This window comes from Pseudomonas guariconensis (assembly GCF_015680235.1).
Taxonomy (GTDB): domain Bacteria; phylum Pseudomonadota; class Gammaproteobacteria; order Pseudomonadales; family Pseudomonadaceae; genus Aquipseudomonas; species Aquipseudomonas guariconensis_A.
This window is the reverse complement of record NZ_JADLJL010000009.1, coordinates 73,984-87,402: the sequence shown is the minus strand read 5'-3', so window position 1 is coordinate 87,402 and position 13,419 is coordinate 73,984. Positions and strand designations below refer to the sequence as shown.

General features: G+C 50.9%; 10 protein-coding genes and 2 pseudogenes. 11 read left to right on the top strand and 1 reads right to left on the bottom strand.

Annotated features, from left to right (window positions below; translation table 11 throughout):
• Positions 1-240 precede the first annotated feature (240 nt).
• The 9 genes and pseudogenes from IRZ56_RS23475 to IRZ56_RS09160 all read left to right on the top strand — a co-directional run.
• Positions 241-1,005, top strand: a pseudogene (locus IRZ56_RS23475) (HAMP domain-containing protein); the annotation flags it as partial.
• Positions 1,006-1,347: 342 nt separating this feature from the next.
• Positions 1,348-1,863, top strand: a pseudogene (locus IRZ56_RS23470) (methyl-accepting chemotaxis protein); the annotation flags it as partial.
• 324 nt (positions 1,864-2,187) lie between these two features.
• Positions 2,188-3,039: a fumarylacetoacetate hydrolase family protein gene (locus tag IRZ56_RS09190; protein WP_196144671.1), complete on the top strand. Its 852-nt coding sequence runs from the start codon at positions 2,188-2,190 to the stop codon at positions 3,037-3,039.
• 3 nt (positions 3,040-3,042) lie between these two features.
• Positions 3,043-3,885: an IclR family transcriptional regulator gene (locus IRZ56_RS09185; RefSeq protein WP_196144670.1), complete on the top strand. Its 843-nt coding sequence runs from the start codon at positions 3,043-3,045 to the stop codon at positions 3,883-3,885.
• 27 nt (positions 3,886-3,912) lie between these two features.
• The gene (locus IRZ56_RS09180; protein ID WP_196144669.1) at positions 3,913-5,559 is read left to right on the top strand and encodes a bifunctional 3-(3-hydroxy-phenyl)propionate/3-hydroxycinnamic acid hydroxylase; all 1,647 of its coding nucleotides are present in this window, start codon (positions 3,913-3,915) and stop codon (positions 5,557-5,559) included.
• A 24-nt stretch (positions 5,560-5,583) separates the two neighbouring features.
• The gene (locus IRZ56_RS09175; protein ID WP_196144668.1) at positions 5,584-6,429 is read left to right on the top strand and encodes a VOC family protein; all 846 of its coding nucleotides are present in this window, start codon (positions 5,584-5,586) and stop codon (positions 6,427-6,429) included.
• Positions 6,430-6,475: 46 nt separating this feature from the next.
• Positions 6,476-7,954, top strand: a complete 1,479-nt coding sequence (locus IRZ56_RS09170) for an aldehyde dehydrogenase family protein (RefSeq protein WP_196144667.1) — start codon at positions 6,476-6,478, stop codon at positions 7,952-7,954.
• Between the two features lie 45 nt (positions 7,955-7,999).
• On the top strand, positions 8,000-8,773 hold the full coding sequence (locus IRZ56_RS09165; protein WP_196144666.1) for a coniferyl-alcohol dehydrogenase: 774 nt from the start codon (positions 8,000-8,002) through the stop codon (positions 8,771-8,773).
• A gap of 95 nt (positions 8,774-8,868) precedes the next feature.
• Entirely contained in the window at positions 8,869-9,612 is a 744-nt protein-coding gene (locus IRZ56_RS09160) for a class II aldolase/adducin family protein (protein ID WP_196144665.1), read from the top strand.
• Positions 9,613-10,440: 828 nt separating this feature from the next.
• On the opposite strand, the gene IRZ56_RS09155 is transcribed toward IRZ56_RS09160, so the two are convergent.
• Positions 10,441-11,427 carry a TAXI family TRAP transporter solute-binding subunit gene (locus tag IRZ56_RS09155; RefSeq protein ID WP_196144664.1) on the bottom strand — a complete coding sequence of 329 codons (987 nt, stop codon included), beginning with the start codon at positions 11,425-11,427 and terminating at the stop codon, positions 10,441-10,443.
• Between the two features lie 262 nt (positions 11,428-11,689).
• Here IRZ56_RS09155 and IRZ56_RS09150 point away from each other — a divergent pair, with 262 nt between their 5' ends.
• Complete coding sequence (locus IRZ56_RS09150) at positions 11,690-12,169, top strand: flavodoxin domain-containing protein (RefSeq protein WP_196144663.1); 480 nt, start codon at positions 11,690-11,692, stop codon at positions 12,167-12,169.
• A complete protein-coding gene (locus IRZ56_RS09145; protein WP_196144662.1) occupies positions 12,154-13,410 on the top strand; it encodes an NAD(P)/FAD-dependent oxidoreductase in 1,257 nt (418 codons plus the stop codon). The genes IRZ56_RS09150 and IRZ56_RS09145 overlap by 16 nt, the downstream gene beginning before the upstream one ends.
• Positions 13,411-13,419 lie beyond the last annotated feature (9 nt).

The following is a 13,419-nucleotide window of genomic DNA, read 5'->3' as shown; positions in this document are numbered from 1 at the left end:
TATTGATTCTTCTCAATGTTTTGCATCGTGCCTCTCAATCGTCTATGTATTTGACGGATATAAGTGCGTAAGCCTTTTTAAAAAATAAGAATGCGCATTTAAATGTGCTATTTATACGATGTTTCCGTATGCCGCAAATCATTGGCCACAAACCCCGGCTTGCGAACTTTCTGCGTTGCACACATGATCTAAGGCCATGCCAAAAGCGGGCCTTATTTTAACTAGCACAGGAGTCATTCGATGCCTGTTTTCGAAGCGTCCGTTGGAAAGCGTCTATTGCTGAGCTTTGCTGTTGTTTTCTTTCTCGGAGCTCTATGCGCAATAATTTCACTATATCGATTCATTGAAGTTCGTGACGCAAGTCAGGAACTTGGGGTGTCCAGTTCGAAAGAGAATTTGTCAGTAGAGCTATCCAAACTAGTTCTTGCAGGGGATGCTTACTCTTATGGGCTGAGAAACGCAAAAGATCCGCAGCAGTCTGATTTTTATCACAATGGAATGGTAATTATTGAAAAAAGAATTCGGGGAATACTGTTTGAAGAACTGCCGAAACTAATGACTAATGAGGGCGAATTGCAGAAGTTGCAAGAAATCCAGCGGGGTTTTATTGAAGTTCCTAGATTGGCAGAAAAAATTCCTAAGCTTCAAGCTGAAGGGCGACGCGAGGAAGCAGGTGAAGTACTAAAAGCTCTTATCAATACAGCGCAAGGAATCTCCAACGCCGCTAATTCATTAGCTGATGAACAGATCATTAAACGAGAAGAGCTCCAGGCTGACATTCAAGATGTGGTGAAAAAAACAATTGGTTGGGCTGTCGCCATACTTATTTTTGCTTTTATAGTTGGAGTTTTTCTGGCGATAGTGACCACTAGGGCTATCACTCAACCATTGGCTCGCGCCGTAACGCTAACTGAAAAAATTGCACAGGGTGATCTTGAATCTTGCGGAGAGGTGAGGGGGGGCGATCAACTTGCGCAGCTGATTATTTCAATTTACAGAATGCAGTCAGGTTTAAAGGACATCATTCAGAATATAAGAAACAGTGCAGCCCAGGTTTCAGAATCAGTCAAGTCACTTACACGGCTAGAGTCTGGAAACTATGAAAGGATGGAAAGTCAGAATGAAGAGCTGACTATCGCCAGCGAGTCGGTTGCCCAGCTTAGTTTGGCCATTGAGGAAGTAGCTTTAAATATAGTGAAGAGCGCGGAGCACTCTTCACGTATTGAAGCCTTGGTCATCAAAGGAAGAGAGCAACTCGATCTCAGTATTGCTGCTACATCGGAAACGTCAAATTCAGCGCAAAAAAGTGCTGAGCAGATCAGCGCCCTTGCAGGCGAGTTGACGGGTATTGAGGAGGTATTGGCAGTGATTCAAGGGGTTGCTGAGCAAACTAATCTCTTGGCCTTGAATGCTGCGATTGAGGCTGCTCGTGCAGGCGAAGCCGGACGGGGGTTTGCGGTTGTTGCAGATGAAGTTAGGGCGCTTGCACATCGTACTCAGCAGTCGACTAGGACGATTGAAAACATGATGTCCCGGACTCGGACTAGCGCGGACTCAGCTGTTGAGTGCGTTCAACTGTGTCAGCAAATGGCAACGCGCAACCGGGAAACGATAGAGGGGGCCGGGGCAACTATTGGCTTGATATTCGAAGGGGTGTTTCATCTGAACGAACGGAATATCGCGGTTGCTAGTGCGGCAGAACAGCAGTCTCAAGTTGCCAAGGCGGTGGATAAGAGTCTGTCGGCGATACAGACGATATCTCATCAGGCAAGTATTGACGCACGACACCACAGTGATGCGCTTGGGGGGCTGCTGCCTTTATCAGACAACATGAGCGCCGGAGTAGGTAAATTTCGTTTTTAGATAGGCCCCTGAAGATATCAAGACACTCCATAGAGCTTGCTTTGCTGCTGTGGGCCTGTTTTGCAGTGCACCACTGCCCCTTTTGACTCTGTCAAAAAAAACCGCAAAAGCATGAGAATCAATAAATCCTAATATGCGGGATTTTTTAAAAATCCCGCTTTACAGGATTTGTCAGGCAAGATAGACTTCACGTACTGATCTGGTGGGGCCCTCTATAGAGAGGCGCTGCCAAGGGGGGGCTTGATGGGCTGCCCCTGAAATAGTTTGTTCATCCGTCTCGAGCAGCGCGTTCGAGCTTGTCGCTAAAATATTGGGGAATACACGATGAAGATTGCTAGCTATACCTATGATGGTCGTGCTTCGTATGGGGTGATCGAAGGTAACCAGGTGATTGATCTTGCCCCCCTTCAGCACGATCTCGGGGCTGACCTTAAAGAAGCCATCATCAATGGCCGTCTGGCTGAGTTAAATCCCGCTCAGCTTAGTGATCTGCCTCGTATCGACCTGACAGAAGTCACTTTTCTTCCTGTTATTCCAAATCCTGGCAAAGTGCTTTGTATCGGTATCAATTACGCGACACACGTTCGTGAGACTGGTCGCGAAATGCCTGCCTATCCAATGATCTTCACTCGATTTGCTGATAGTCAGACCTCTCATCTGCAGGCAATCGTTCGTCCCAGCGCGTCGATCAAGTTGGATTTCGAGGGCGAGCTGGCTGTGGTAATCGGAAAGCGCGCCCGCCACGTAAATCAGGCTGACGCACTGGAGTTTGTCGCTGGGTACGCTTGCTATAACGACGGCAGCGTTCGCGATTGGCAGAAGCACACCATTCAGTTTGTTCCAGGAAAAAACTTCCCCTCCACGGGCAGCTTTGGTCCTTGGCTTGTTACTCCTGATGAGCTCGGTGATCCGCAGAACCTTGAATTGACCACTCGCTTGAACGGCGAGGTGATGCAGCATACCAGCACTGCTGACATGATTTTTGATGTGCGGAAATTGATTGAATACTGCAGTACATTTACCGAGCTAGCACCCGGTGACGTGATCGTGAGCGGCACTACCGGCGGAGTTGGTGCATTCCGCGAGCCGCCAGTATGGATGAAGCCTGGTGACATCGTCGAAGTAGAAATTGCTGGGATCGGTATTTTGCGTAACACCATCGCGGATGAGGCGTAGGCCATGGCACGCCTATCCAGCAAGGAAGGTCTTTCTGGTGGGGCTGATAAAGCTCTTCCGACCGAAGATAACAAAGGATCCAGTTTAGAGCGAATGCTCAAGGTCCTTGATGCTTTTACGGAGACATACCCACTTTGGTCAGTTGACGAGTTGGGCGTAGAACTTGGCTACACCCGCTCGACTATTTATCGCTATGTGCGAGAGCTGGCAGATGCCGGATTGCTATTTCAAGTAGAAGTTGGTCGTTACGCCTTGGGTTCAAGAATCATTACCTGGGATCGCCAGCTGCGAGCAAGTGACCCTCTTGTACGTGCAGCGTGCCAACTGGAAGACAGTTTTCCGCAATGGGGCGAAAAAGCGGTATGGCTGGTTTGCCGCCTTTTCAACGATCAAGTTGTATGTGTTCACCAAAAACAAGGCGGGCTGTCCAATGCGGTCAGTTATTCCCGCGGAACTCCTCGACCTTTATTTCGAGGGGCGACATCAAAAGCGATATTGGCAAATTTGGGTACGCGCCAGTACAGCCAACTTTTTCTAGAAAACCCTGAAGAAGTTAGCCTCAGTAATTTGGGCACGAGCTGGGAGGAGTTTCGCCGTTCGTTGCAGCGTTTGCGCCGACAGGGCTACGTGTTCAGTTCAGGTGAAGTCGACGAGGGTGTTTATGGCCTGGCTGCACCGATCTTCGATGGGGAAGGAAAAGTCGTCGGAAGCATCAGTTGCGTGCGTTCAAGCGATGAGAGGGATCCTGCACTCGATGATAAGCATGGCCAGCAGATCTTAGCCTTGGCCGAAAACCTGTCGCAGCTAATGTGTGCACTGGCAGGGCGTCCCCAGAGACTCGACTAATAAAAATTGTTTTGATGAGGAACAACAATGACAGCCCTGCTACGTTTTAACACTGAAGTTCTAGTCGTTGGCGCGGGACCTACAGGGCTCACTCTGGCGAATATCCTTGGCTCATCAGGTGTGAAGACAATCATCATTGATCGTAACCCTAGCACCGTGGCTGAACCACGTGCCGTATCGATTGATGATGAGTCGCTACGGACTATGCAGGCTATAGGCCTTGATGACGAGGTACTGAGCAATGTCGTTGCCGGATACGGTGTTCATTACTTTACAACGCCAAATGGATATTGCTTCGGCAAGGTTGAGCCCAGCAGCACCCTTTATGGATATCCGAAGCGGAATGCATTTCGTCAGCCGATTTTTGAAGCCACCTTGCGCGATGGATTACAAAGGTTTCCTGAGGCAGAAGCATGGTTCGGCCACGAACTCGTAAGTTTCACCCAAGACCATCGTTCGGTTGTTGCGCGTATTCGCCGTACTGATGGGAGCGAGGTTGAGGTTCAAGCATCGTACTTGGTTGCATGTGATGGTGGTCGTAGTACCGTCCGCAAACAGCTTGGTGTGGGGCTCGTAGGTTCCAGTTTCAACGCTCGCTGGCTGGTTGTGGATACCGACCAAGATGACGATCCATTTTGGCAGACGCGAGTTTACTGCGACGCACGGCGTCCAGTAGTGGACGTGCCAGGCCCTCATAAAACTCGCCGATTCGAGTTAATGCTTAAGGCCGATGAGCGCGACGAGGATGTATTGGCGGATGGCCGCTTACGCGAGCTTCTACGACCTTTTCGAGGGGATCGCCCTACGTCGATCGTTCGAAAAACGGTCTACACATTCCACGCCCGCGTGGCTGAGCGCTGGCAAACCGGGCGCGTATTCCTGGCGGGAGACGCAGCGCATTTAACGCCCCCTTATGCCGGCCAAGGCATGAATAGTGGCGTGCGAGATGCACACAATTTGGGCTGGAAGTTAGTCAGCGTAACCAAGGGGCAAATAGCCCCCAGTGCTTTGGCTAGTTACGAGATTGAACGACGTGATCATGCTTGGGCACTGATCAAGCTTGCGCTCAATCTTGGCGTTGTGATGGCACCGTCAAGCGTATTGAAGGCTGGCTTGATCAGTTGGTGTTTTAGAGTGATCGGACTCATCCCTCCACTCCGCGATTACTTCCTTCAAATGCGATTTAAACCCAAGCCTCGGTTTGTGAAAGGTCTTGTTCATGGCGATGGGGTGATAGGCACCGTTCGATGTGGAGAGATGTTCCCGCAGCCAAGACTAGAGAAGATCGATGGCAAAAAGGTGCTGTTGGATGATGTTATTGGAAGTGGTTTTGCAGCCATCCAGTTTGGCGAACCGCAAGTTGCGTCACTGGCGAAGCTTGAACATCCTCTCTGGGAGCAGCTTGAGGTGAAGCGCATCTTCATCCTTCCTGCCAAGGTTGAGTTTCAGCCAATTCCCGGCTGTGTTGTATTGCGTGATACTGACGGCAGCCTTGCGAACGTTGTCAGCGTCGGCCCAAAGGTCGTTTTGCTTCGCCCCGATAGGTACATCGCCGCCATTTTTTCTCTGGATCACGAACGCGAGACTGCAGAATCCTTTTCTAGGCTTATCGGTTGTGTCGCCCCGTCCGTAACTTCCGTCGACTCCACGACGGCCAGTCCGCAAAGATTTTAACGTAGGAGAGTATACGAAATGTCTATGCAATCATTGCAAACAACAACTCCCGCTCGCCTTTTTTATTTGCACATGGGCAGCAGAGATACTCAGCGGCAAAAGAGCTTTTACGAGCGAATGTTAGACATGCAGGCAGTACAGGAGCCCGATGGTAGCTGGGTGCTCCGCGGTCCTGATCGAGCGGCGATCTTAAGCCCTGCCGACTCCGATGGACTACTAGCTGCAGCATATGCGCTGGGCGATTCTAATAAGCTGGCCGAGCTGCGTCGCCGCTTAGAAGGTAATGGATGTGCCATTGAGACAGTAGCCTCTCCCCTGCTTGAAGACGATAGTTTTTCCATTCGGGACCCGCAAGGTCGGCAGACTGTCTTCGGTGTTGCTCGGCCGAGCTCATCTTCGTTCGAAGGCATGCCTGCTCGTCTGCAACACGTTGTGTTCCAGACCACTGAGCTAGAAGCGATGATCGACTTTTATGTCAATACCGTCGGCTTCAGTATTTCTGACAATGTAGTGGAGGAAGACTCTGGCCGGTTGATGGTGTGCTTCCTTCGCTCTGATGATGAGCATCACTCTTTGGCTTTTTTCCGTGGGTCAAAGAATGAGTGGGACCATCATTGCTACGAAACTCGCGAGTGGAACGATATTCGCGATTGGGGTGATCGTTTTGCAAAAGAGCGCATTACCTTGTTCTTTGGGCCAGGACGACATGGACCAGGCAATAATTTGTTCTTTATGGTTGTAGATGCTGATCGCAATCGTCTGGAGTTTTCTGCCGAGCTAGAAACTATGCAGGCCGAACAAGCTCCTGGCACCTGGCCTCAATCCGAATACACCTTGAACTCGTGGGGCCGGGCCTGGATCAGAACCTAACTTAGCGGTTAGACATAGCTTCCTTCCTCTGGCTCGAGAACAAAAAATGACAATCGCATCCAAACCGGCCTACCTGATATCCGGAAAGCAGTTTATTCGTGGTGGTTGGCAGGACGGCCGTTCGCAACGTCGCCTGACCGATACTGATCCGTTCAATGGCCAAACATTGCTAGAGATGGGGCTCGCTTCTGTCGTTGACGTAGACGAAGCATATGAGGCTGCAAAGGCTGCTCAGCCCGAATGGGCCGGTCTTTCCGCAGCGAGCCGAATCAGTTTGTTAGAAACGCTGGCGGGAATACTTGAAGCGCGTGGCGAAGAGATCATCAGCTGGCTGATCCGCGAGTCGGGCAGCACACGTCTCAAGGCAAATGTAGAGTGGCAAAGCACACTGAATCTGATTCGTGCGTGCGTCAGCATGCCGCAGCAGGTTGAGGGCCGAATTTTGACTAGCTACAAGCCAGGAGAGCAAAGTTTTGTTTTCCGTGAGCCGCTGGGTGTTGTAGGTGTCATCAGTCCGTGGAATTTTCCTCTTTATCTCAGTATGCGCTCACTGGTGCCGGCTATTGCTCTTGGCAATACGGTCGTATTGAAACCAGCCAGTGACACTGCAGTTTCAGGGGGGCTACTGATTGCTCATTTGTTTGAAGAAGCTGGCTTTCCGCCTGGGACACTTAATGTAGTAGTGGGTGCGGGCTCCGAGATCGGCGATGCTTTTGTTGAGCATCCGGTGCCGAGCTTAATTTCGTTCACTGGCTCCACTGAAGTAGGCCGCAATGTCGGAGCCATCGCTACTGGTGGTAAGTTTTTAAAACGGGTCGCATTGGAACTGGGAGGAAATAGTCCTCTGGTGGTTTTGGATGATGCTGATGTATCAGTTGCTGCTCATGCTGCAGTGTTTGGCCGCTTTTTGCATCAAGGGCAGATCTGCATGAGCGTTAACAGAGTGATTATCGACCGATCCCTTTATCCCGCTTTCGTAGAGCAAGTGGTGGAGCGGGTTCGTGGCCTGAAGGTCGGTGATCCTAACGACGGCGACACGGTGATTGGACCGGTTATTAACCAGGCTCAGTTGCAAGGTTTGCTGCGCAAGATTGAAAACGCAAAAAGCTCCGGCTGCACTTCCTTGCTTGTTGGTAATACCGAAGGCCTTCTGTTGCCTCCGCATGTTTTTGGCGACGTGGGTGTCACACATGAGCTAGCGCGAGAGGAAACTTTCGGACCGTTACTTCCGCTACTCATTGCTGATGGTGAGGAGCAGGCTCTGCAAATGGCTAACTCTAGTGAGTACGGCCTTTCTAGTGCGGTCTTTACTCGTGATATGGCACGAGGCCTACGTTTTGCACGCGGTATCGTTGCCGGTATGACGCACATTAACGACATCACCGTTGACGATCAGCCAAACGCACCATTCGGTGGTGAGAAGAATTCCGGGTTAGGGCGATTTAATGACCGCTATGCAATGGATGAATTTACCCGTTCTCATTGGGTGACATGGCAAGCTGGCGGCCACGACTACCCATTCTAGTCATATCGTCTAATCTGTGACTATCTCATCAAGAGGAGAGTGTTAATGTTAAAAAATAAGATTATCGTGGTAACTGGAGCCAGCTCTGGTATTGGTGAAGAGACTGCTCGACAAGCGAAAAGTGCTGGGGCCAATGTTATTGCCGTCGACATTAATCCGCCAAAAATTGATGTTGATTATTTTTATCAAGTGGACTTGGCTAGTAAGGAGTCGCTGGACGGCCTGTTGGCAGCTCTACCGTCCAATATTGATGGTCTGGCGAATATCGCTGGGCTACCTCCGACGAAGTCGGTAGAAAGCGTAATAAAAGTCAATCTGGTTGGCCTTAAATACCTCACCTTGGGGCTGATTCCGAAACTGAGCGACGGAGCCTCTATCGTGAATCTGGCGTCACTTGCCGGATTGGGGTGGGCTAGCTCGATTGCTGAAATCAAGGCGAGTGAGTCGTTGGATTTCGACACTGTCAATACATTCTGTGAGCGCTATCAGATACAAGGAGCGCGCAGCTATTTCTTCTCGAAGGAAGCGGTTATCGCTTGGACCATTCAGAATCGATGGACATGGCGCGAGCGGGGCATTCGCATTAATGCGGTTAGCCCAGGACCTGTGCAGACGCCGATTTTTCAAGACTTCATAGACACTCTGGGCGCGCGAGCTGCGGAGGATATGCTCACCATGGATCGTCCTGGCCTGGCAGAAGACATTGCCCCAGTTGTAATGTTCTTGCTGAGCGAGGCGTCCCGTTGGATTCGGGGTAGTAACATCCCTGTTGATGGTGGAATGCACTCACACGTCTTAGCGGGGCAGAACGGTTTGTAAGGTGCAACGGAGCGTTTTCCAAATGACTGCTTCAGTTTGTTTGCTCACCTCGCTTTTCGCTATTGATATCTTCGCGATCTGATATAGGAACTGCAATGAGTCCAAAGCTAGAGAAGTTAGTTTCCTCTGAGTCACAGGTGACCTTTGATCTGGTCGTTGCTAACCATATTTTATTCAATGAAGGAGTTCTTGACGCATTCGGCCATGTAAGTGCTCGTCACCCCTGTGAACCAAGTCGTTTTCTATTGGCTCGAAGCATGGCGCCGGCCTTGGTCCAAACAGAGGACATAATGCAATTTGACTTAGATGGACAGCCGCTCGGAGATGATTCTCGTACTCCTTATCTCGAGCGTTTCATCCACAGCGCTATTTATCGAGCTCGTCAAGACGTTATGGCGATTGTTCATAGCCACTCCCCTTCGGTGATTCCTTTTGGTGTCACCAAAACCAAGCTTCGTCCTATTTGTCACATGGGCGGCTTTCTTGGCGCTGGTGCCCCTATTTTCGAAATCCGTCATTCTGCTGGATGCGGTAGCGACATGCTTATTCGCAACTCTGAACTTGGAGACGCCTTGGCAGAGACACTAGGAAGCGAAAGTGTCGTCTTGATGCGCGGACATGGCTCTACCGCAGTTGGGGAATCAGTTAAACAGGCAGTATTTCGCGCTGTCTATGCGGAAAAATCTGCACAGCTATTAGCGAGCTCGCTGCGCCTAGGAGATGTAGAATATCTTACTCCTGAGGAGGCGGCTGCCACTAGTAAGGCGAATGACGGTCAGGTAGAACGACCCTGGCAGTTATGGGAAATGGCTGCGCAAGCAGCACGAGTTAAAGCTTGAGTTGTCAGCGGGAGACTCGCTTCGTATCTTTGACACGTGGGCATAGCCGATCATGTCCATGACCTGCACCCGCTCAAGCACTGGGCGGGTCGACTTACCTTACATGTAGGCCCCCTGAGGAGAAGTCGACCTATGAGCGCAATCTTGTAAGATGAAAGTCCCGCTGTCATCTGACCATCGCGACTGAATAAAAGTAACGGACCGATATTCAAGAGTCAAATATATGGCAAAACCGAGTATGGCAAGCGGGTATAATATTACAAAGCGTTAGTGGCCAAGTTCTATGGGGTCGTAGGCTTCGATAGGATGGACATGAGCAGGTCGTTGACACCTGCAGAACCGATAGAATGTACCCATGCAAGTCCCGTCAGGCTGCTCCCGATCCGGTCTGGCCTGATCTGTAATAATGCCCACCTCCGCTCATCGATAAGCGCAAGTTAGATAGTCAAGCGATCACCGATCGGTTGAGCCAACAATCCTCACGCTTGCTTAACCCAGCCTCCAGCGAGAACAGCAAGATGGGTGATTAGAAAAGTATTGATCACGAGCAATCTAATTCAGGCATTGGAAACGTGCCCCAGGATGTACCGAGAACTTCGGACGCTGGGGCGAGCCAACAGTTGGCAATCAAGGTGTCAACGACTTCTATAGTTGGTGTCGTAATAGTCGTTTTGGTTTAAATCATTTGGTGAATGTCAGATAGTTCGGCATCCAGGATTGGTACGCTCTCTTAACCTCAAGATCTTGAACCGCCTGGAGCGGACACACATGTCTGGTGGCATCGGAGCGATGCTTACAAAGCTACCTGCTGTGCCGATTTACTTGGTGCTAGATGTGCCCGAGATCGCGGTAGCACCGTTCAGCTGCTGGGTGAAGAGGGATGATGGTTCGCGCCATTTTTACAGGGTCCATTGGATAGCTCAGCGGCGTACGGTTTTGAGGAAGATGCTGGAACTGTCGTTCAATCGCCCCCTTGGTTTCGCACAGACACCAAGTGAGCAAATAAGCGAGGTCATCAGGCATATCTTCGGATACCAACAGTACGAAGTCCGAGAAGTCTAGAACCCCAACATCTGCGTCCAATCCATCGAAGTACCCAGCCTTCAACGTACCGCCATTCCATCCGTGGCTCTTTTCAAAGCGACTGATAATCTCTGGCTCAAAAGAAATAAAGCTCAGCTTTCTAGACTTGGCATAGTCCTGCCACCACGGCGTCATGATCGCCTCTTGCACGACCCCGTCGACTGCCCCTTGCAATGCGTCATGGATGGTTTGTTCTGGACGCTCCCTCTCGATGAAACGCCCACCTCGTTCAGCCATCCATTCATCAGTAATGCCATGCGCTGCCATGAGCTCGTAGCCGGCATACCCGATAAAGTTTAAGCCATCCCGCTGACCGATCCCGATACGCAATGCCTGTCTGGACGCACGCAACTGCTCGAAAGTGTTGATGCCGTATTTTGCGTCCAGCGCAAAGGTCATGCGATCGTCTTGTGGCAATGCAGCCAGAGCTCGAAGCTTGGGAATGGCGTTTCCCTCAAACAAGCCCACGCCCTTGACAGCCATATTGGCAAACGCGACGGGCGTGGAAATTGCCAGATCCACCTTGCCTTCGTGAATCGCCAGCGCGGCGTCAGCGCCCCCGATCCCGTTAACAATCGAGATCCTGCTGTCTTGAGTGCAGCGATCGACTACCTCTTGGCAGAGCCAGCTGCAGATGCGGTGAAAGTTGGCTTGCCCCCAATCGCCTTGGAAAGTGAGGTCGACTTTTCTGCCGAGCTTGGGACCATGGTCGATGCCAGGAATCGTAAACATTTTTATTTTCCTCATGGGTAGGTGCGGTGCGCTTGCCTACGTGCTAAGGCCGCCGGGTTGGCTGACAAGTCGCGTTGAGGATCCTACCGTCTTCTTTTTGATATTGACAAGCCTTTGTCAATTCGACAGTATCTGTCGAGTGTGGAATTTGTCGAAAATCATAAAAGGAGAGACAAATGCATAGGTTCGTGTCTACCCGGTGCGCGGTTGCGCGCCGTCCTGCCGATACCCAAATGCGCTCGTTTCTCTGCGGAGACGAAGCATGAAAGGCGCCATCAAAATCCTTGTAGCCTCCATGAGTGGTACGGCCGAAATGGTCGCAGATGAGGTTGCATCCAAACTCGAAAAGCTGACCTGGGAAGTCGAGGTCGTTCGTATGGATGACTTCTCTCCTGCTGACTTGAAGGCTGGCGTGTATCTCATCTGCACATCGACGTACGGCACTGGGGAGATTCCCGATAATGGCAAGGCCTTCTATGACGGGCTCAAGTCCAGTAATAGCGATCTGAAAGCGGTGCGTTACGGCGTGATTGGCCTCGGGGATAGCGTTTACAACAACACCTTTTGCTTTGGCGGAAAGCATTTCGATGAGTTGTTTCTTTCGCTGGGGGCTAAGCGTGTCGGCGACGTTCTGCAGCACGACCGTAGGTCTGGCGAATATCCAGAGGATGCTGCGCTCGAATGGCTGCCACAGTGGCTGGAGTTACTCGTGCAGGAGGACAAAGAATGCCTAGCATCTTAAATCCAGAGGAATTCGACTTCGTCGTCATTGGGGCTGGCCCCTGTGGTGGGGCTGCTGCTGTCGAGCTGGCAAATATTTCCCCTGACTCCAAAATTGCCTTGGTAGGTAAGGAGCAATACGCACCTTATGAACGGCCTCCACTGTCGAAATCGACTCTGTTAAAGCATGCTGCCGAGGCCCAACCTGTAGGTATGTTCGGAGGCATAGAGGGACTCAACTCTCATGGGATTAGCACCTTTATTCCTGATGCGGCGACCTCAATAAATCGGGATCAAAGAATCATCACATTGGCGTCGGGTAGAGCCCTGTCATATGGAAAAATGCTGCTGGCGACAGGTAGCTCGCCGCGGCGACTCGACGTCAAAGGCGCGGACCTAGATGGAGTCCACTACCTTCGAACCTTTGATGACGCCAAGAACATAGCAGCCTGGATTCGACCTAACAGTCGGCTGGTAATTATTGGCGGCGGATTTATTGGTCTTGAGGTTGCGTCTACAGCACAGCAACTTGGAAGCAAAGTCACAGTATTAGAAGCTGGCACCCGGTTATTGGCACGCTGCCTTCCCGAGTTTTTGTCTAGTAGATTTACCGAAAAATTCTTGCAAGAAGGGGTCGACGTCCGCCTGAATACCTCTGTTGTTTCATTATCCGGCAGTCAACGGGTTTCTGCAGTAGAGCTGTCCGGAGGCGAAAAGCTTGTCGCTGATTTGGTAATTGTAGGGATCGGAAACTTTCCGGACGCCAAGTTGGCATTGGATGCCGGGCTGTTGCAAAACGATGGAGTACTAACGGACGCAACCGGTCTTACATCGGATCCGCATATTTATGCCGCCGGTGATGTCGCTCGAACCAAGCAGAAACTGTCTAGTCACCCTGGGTACACGAAGCGCCTAGAAGCTTGGGAGCCGGCATTAAGTCAGGGCGCATCCTGCGCTCGAGCCATGCTCGGCCAACCTGACTCGCAAATAACCTCTCCGTGGATATGGTCCGATCAATTTGACTGGAACCTCCAGATCGCTGGACACGGTGAACTTGCCGACGAACAGATTATTCGCCCCGGACTTAAAGATAACTCCTTTACAGTCATACAGTTGCACCAAGGTGTTCTCATTGGGCTTATTACGCTTAATGATAGTGCAAATATGGCCGTTGGGCGAAGGATGTTGCAGCGCGAAATAAAAGTCGATGTCGATCTGGCTCGCAACGGCAGTGTTCGCTTTAAAGATATCTTTACTGGCTAGTGCCAACTG

Excerpts from the sequence above, each read along its gene's own strand:
- IRZ56_RS09190 (WP_196144671.1), top strand. The coding sequence starts at position 2,188 with ATGAAGATTGCTAGCTATACCTATGATGGTCGTGCTTCGTATGGGGTG.
- IRZ56_RS09185 (WP_196144670.1), top strand. The coding sequence starts at position 3,043 with ATGGCACGCCTATCCAGCAAGGAAGGTCTTTCTGGTGGGGCTGATAAA.
- IRZ56_RS09180 (WP_196144669.1), top strand. The coding sequence starts at position 3,913 with ATGACAGCCCTGCTACGTTTTAACACTGAAGTTCTAGTCGTTGGCGCG.
- IRZ56_RS09175 (WP_196144668.1), top strand. The coding sequence starts at position 5,584 with ATGCAATCATTGCAAACAACAACTCCCGCTCGCCTTTTTTATTTGCAC.
- IRZ56_RS09170 (WP_196144667.1), top strand. The coding sequence starts at position 6,476 with ATGACAATCGCATCCAAACCGGCCTACCTGATATCCGGAAAGCAGTTT.
- IRZ56_RS09165 (WP_196144666.1), top strand. The coding sequence starts at position 8,000 with ATGTTAAAAAATAAGATTATCGTGGTAACTGGAGCCAGCTCTGGTATT.
- IRZ56_RS09160 (WP_196144665.1), top strand. The coding sequence starts at position 8,869 with ATGAGTCCAAAGCTAGAGAAGTTAGTTTCCTCTGAGTCACAGGTGACC.
- IRZ56_RS09155 (WP_196144664.1), bottom strand. The coding sequence starts at position 11,427 with ATGTTTACGATTCCTGGCATCGACCATGGTCCCAAGCTCGGCAGAAAA.
- IRZ56_RS09150 (WP_196144663.1), top strand. The coding sequence starts at position 11,690 with ATGAAAGGCGCCATCAAAATCCTTGTAGCCTCCATGAGTGGTACGGCC.
- IRZ56_RS09145 (WP_196144662.1), top strand. The coding sequence starts at position 12,154 with ATGCCTAGCATCTTAAATCCAGAGGAATTCGACTTCGTCGTCATTGGG.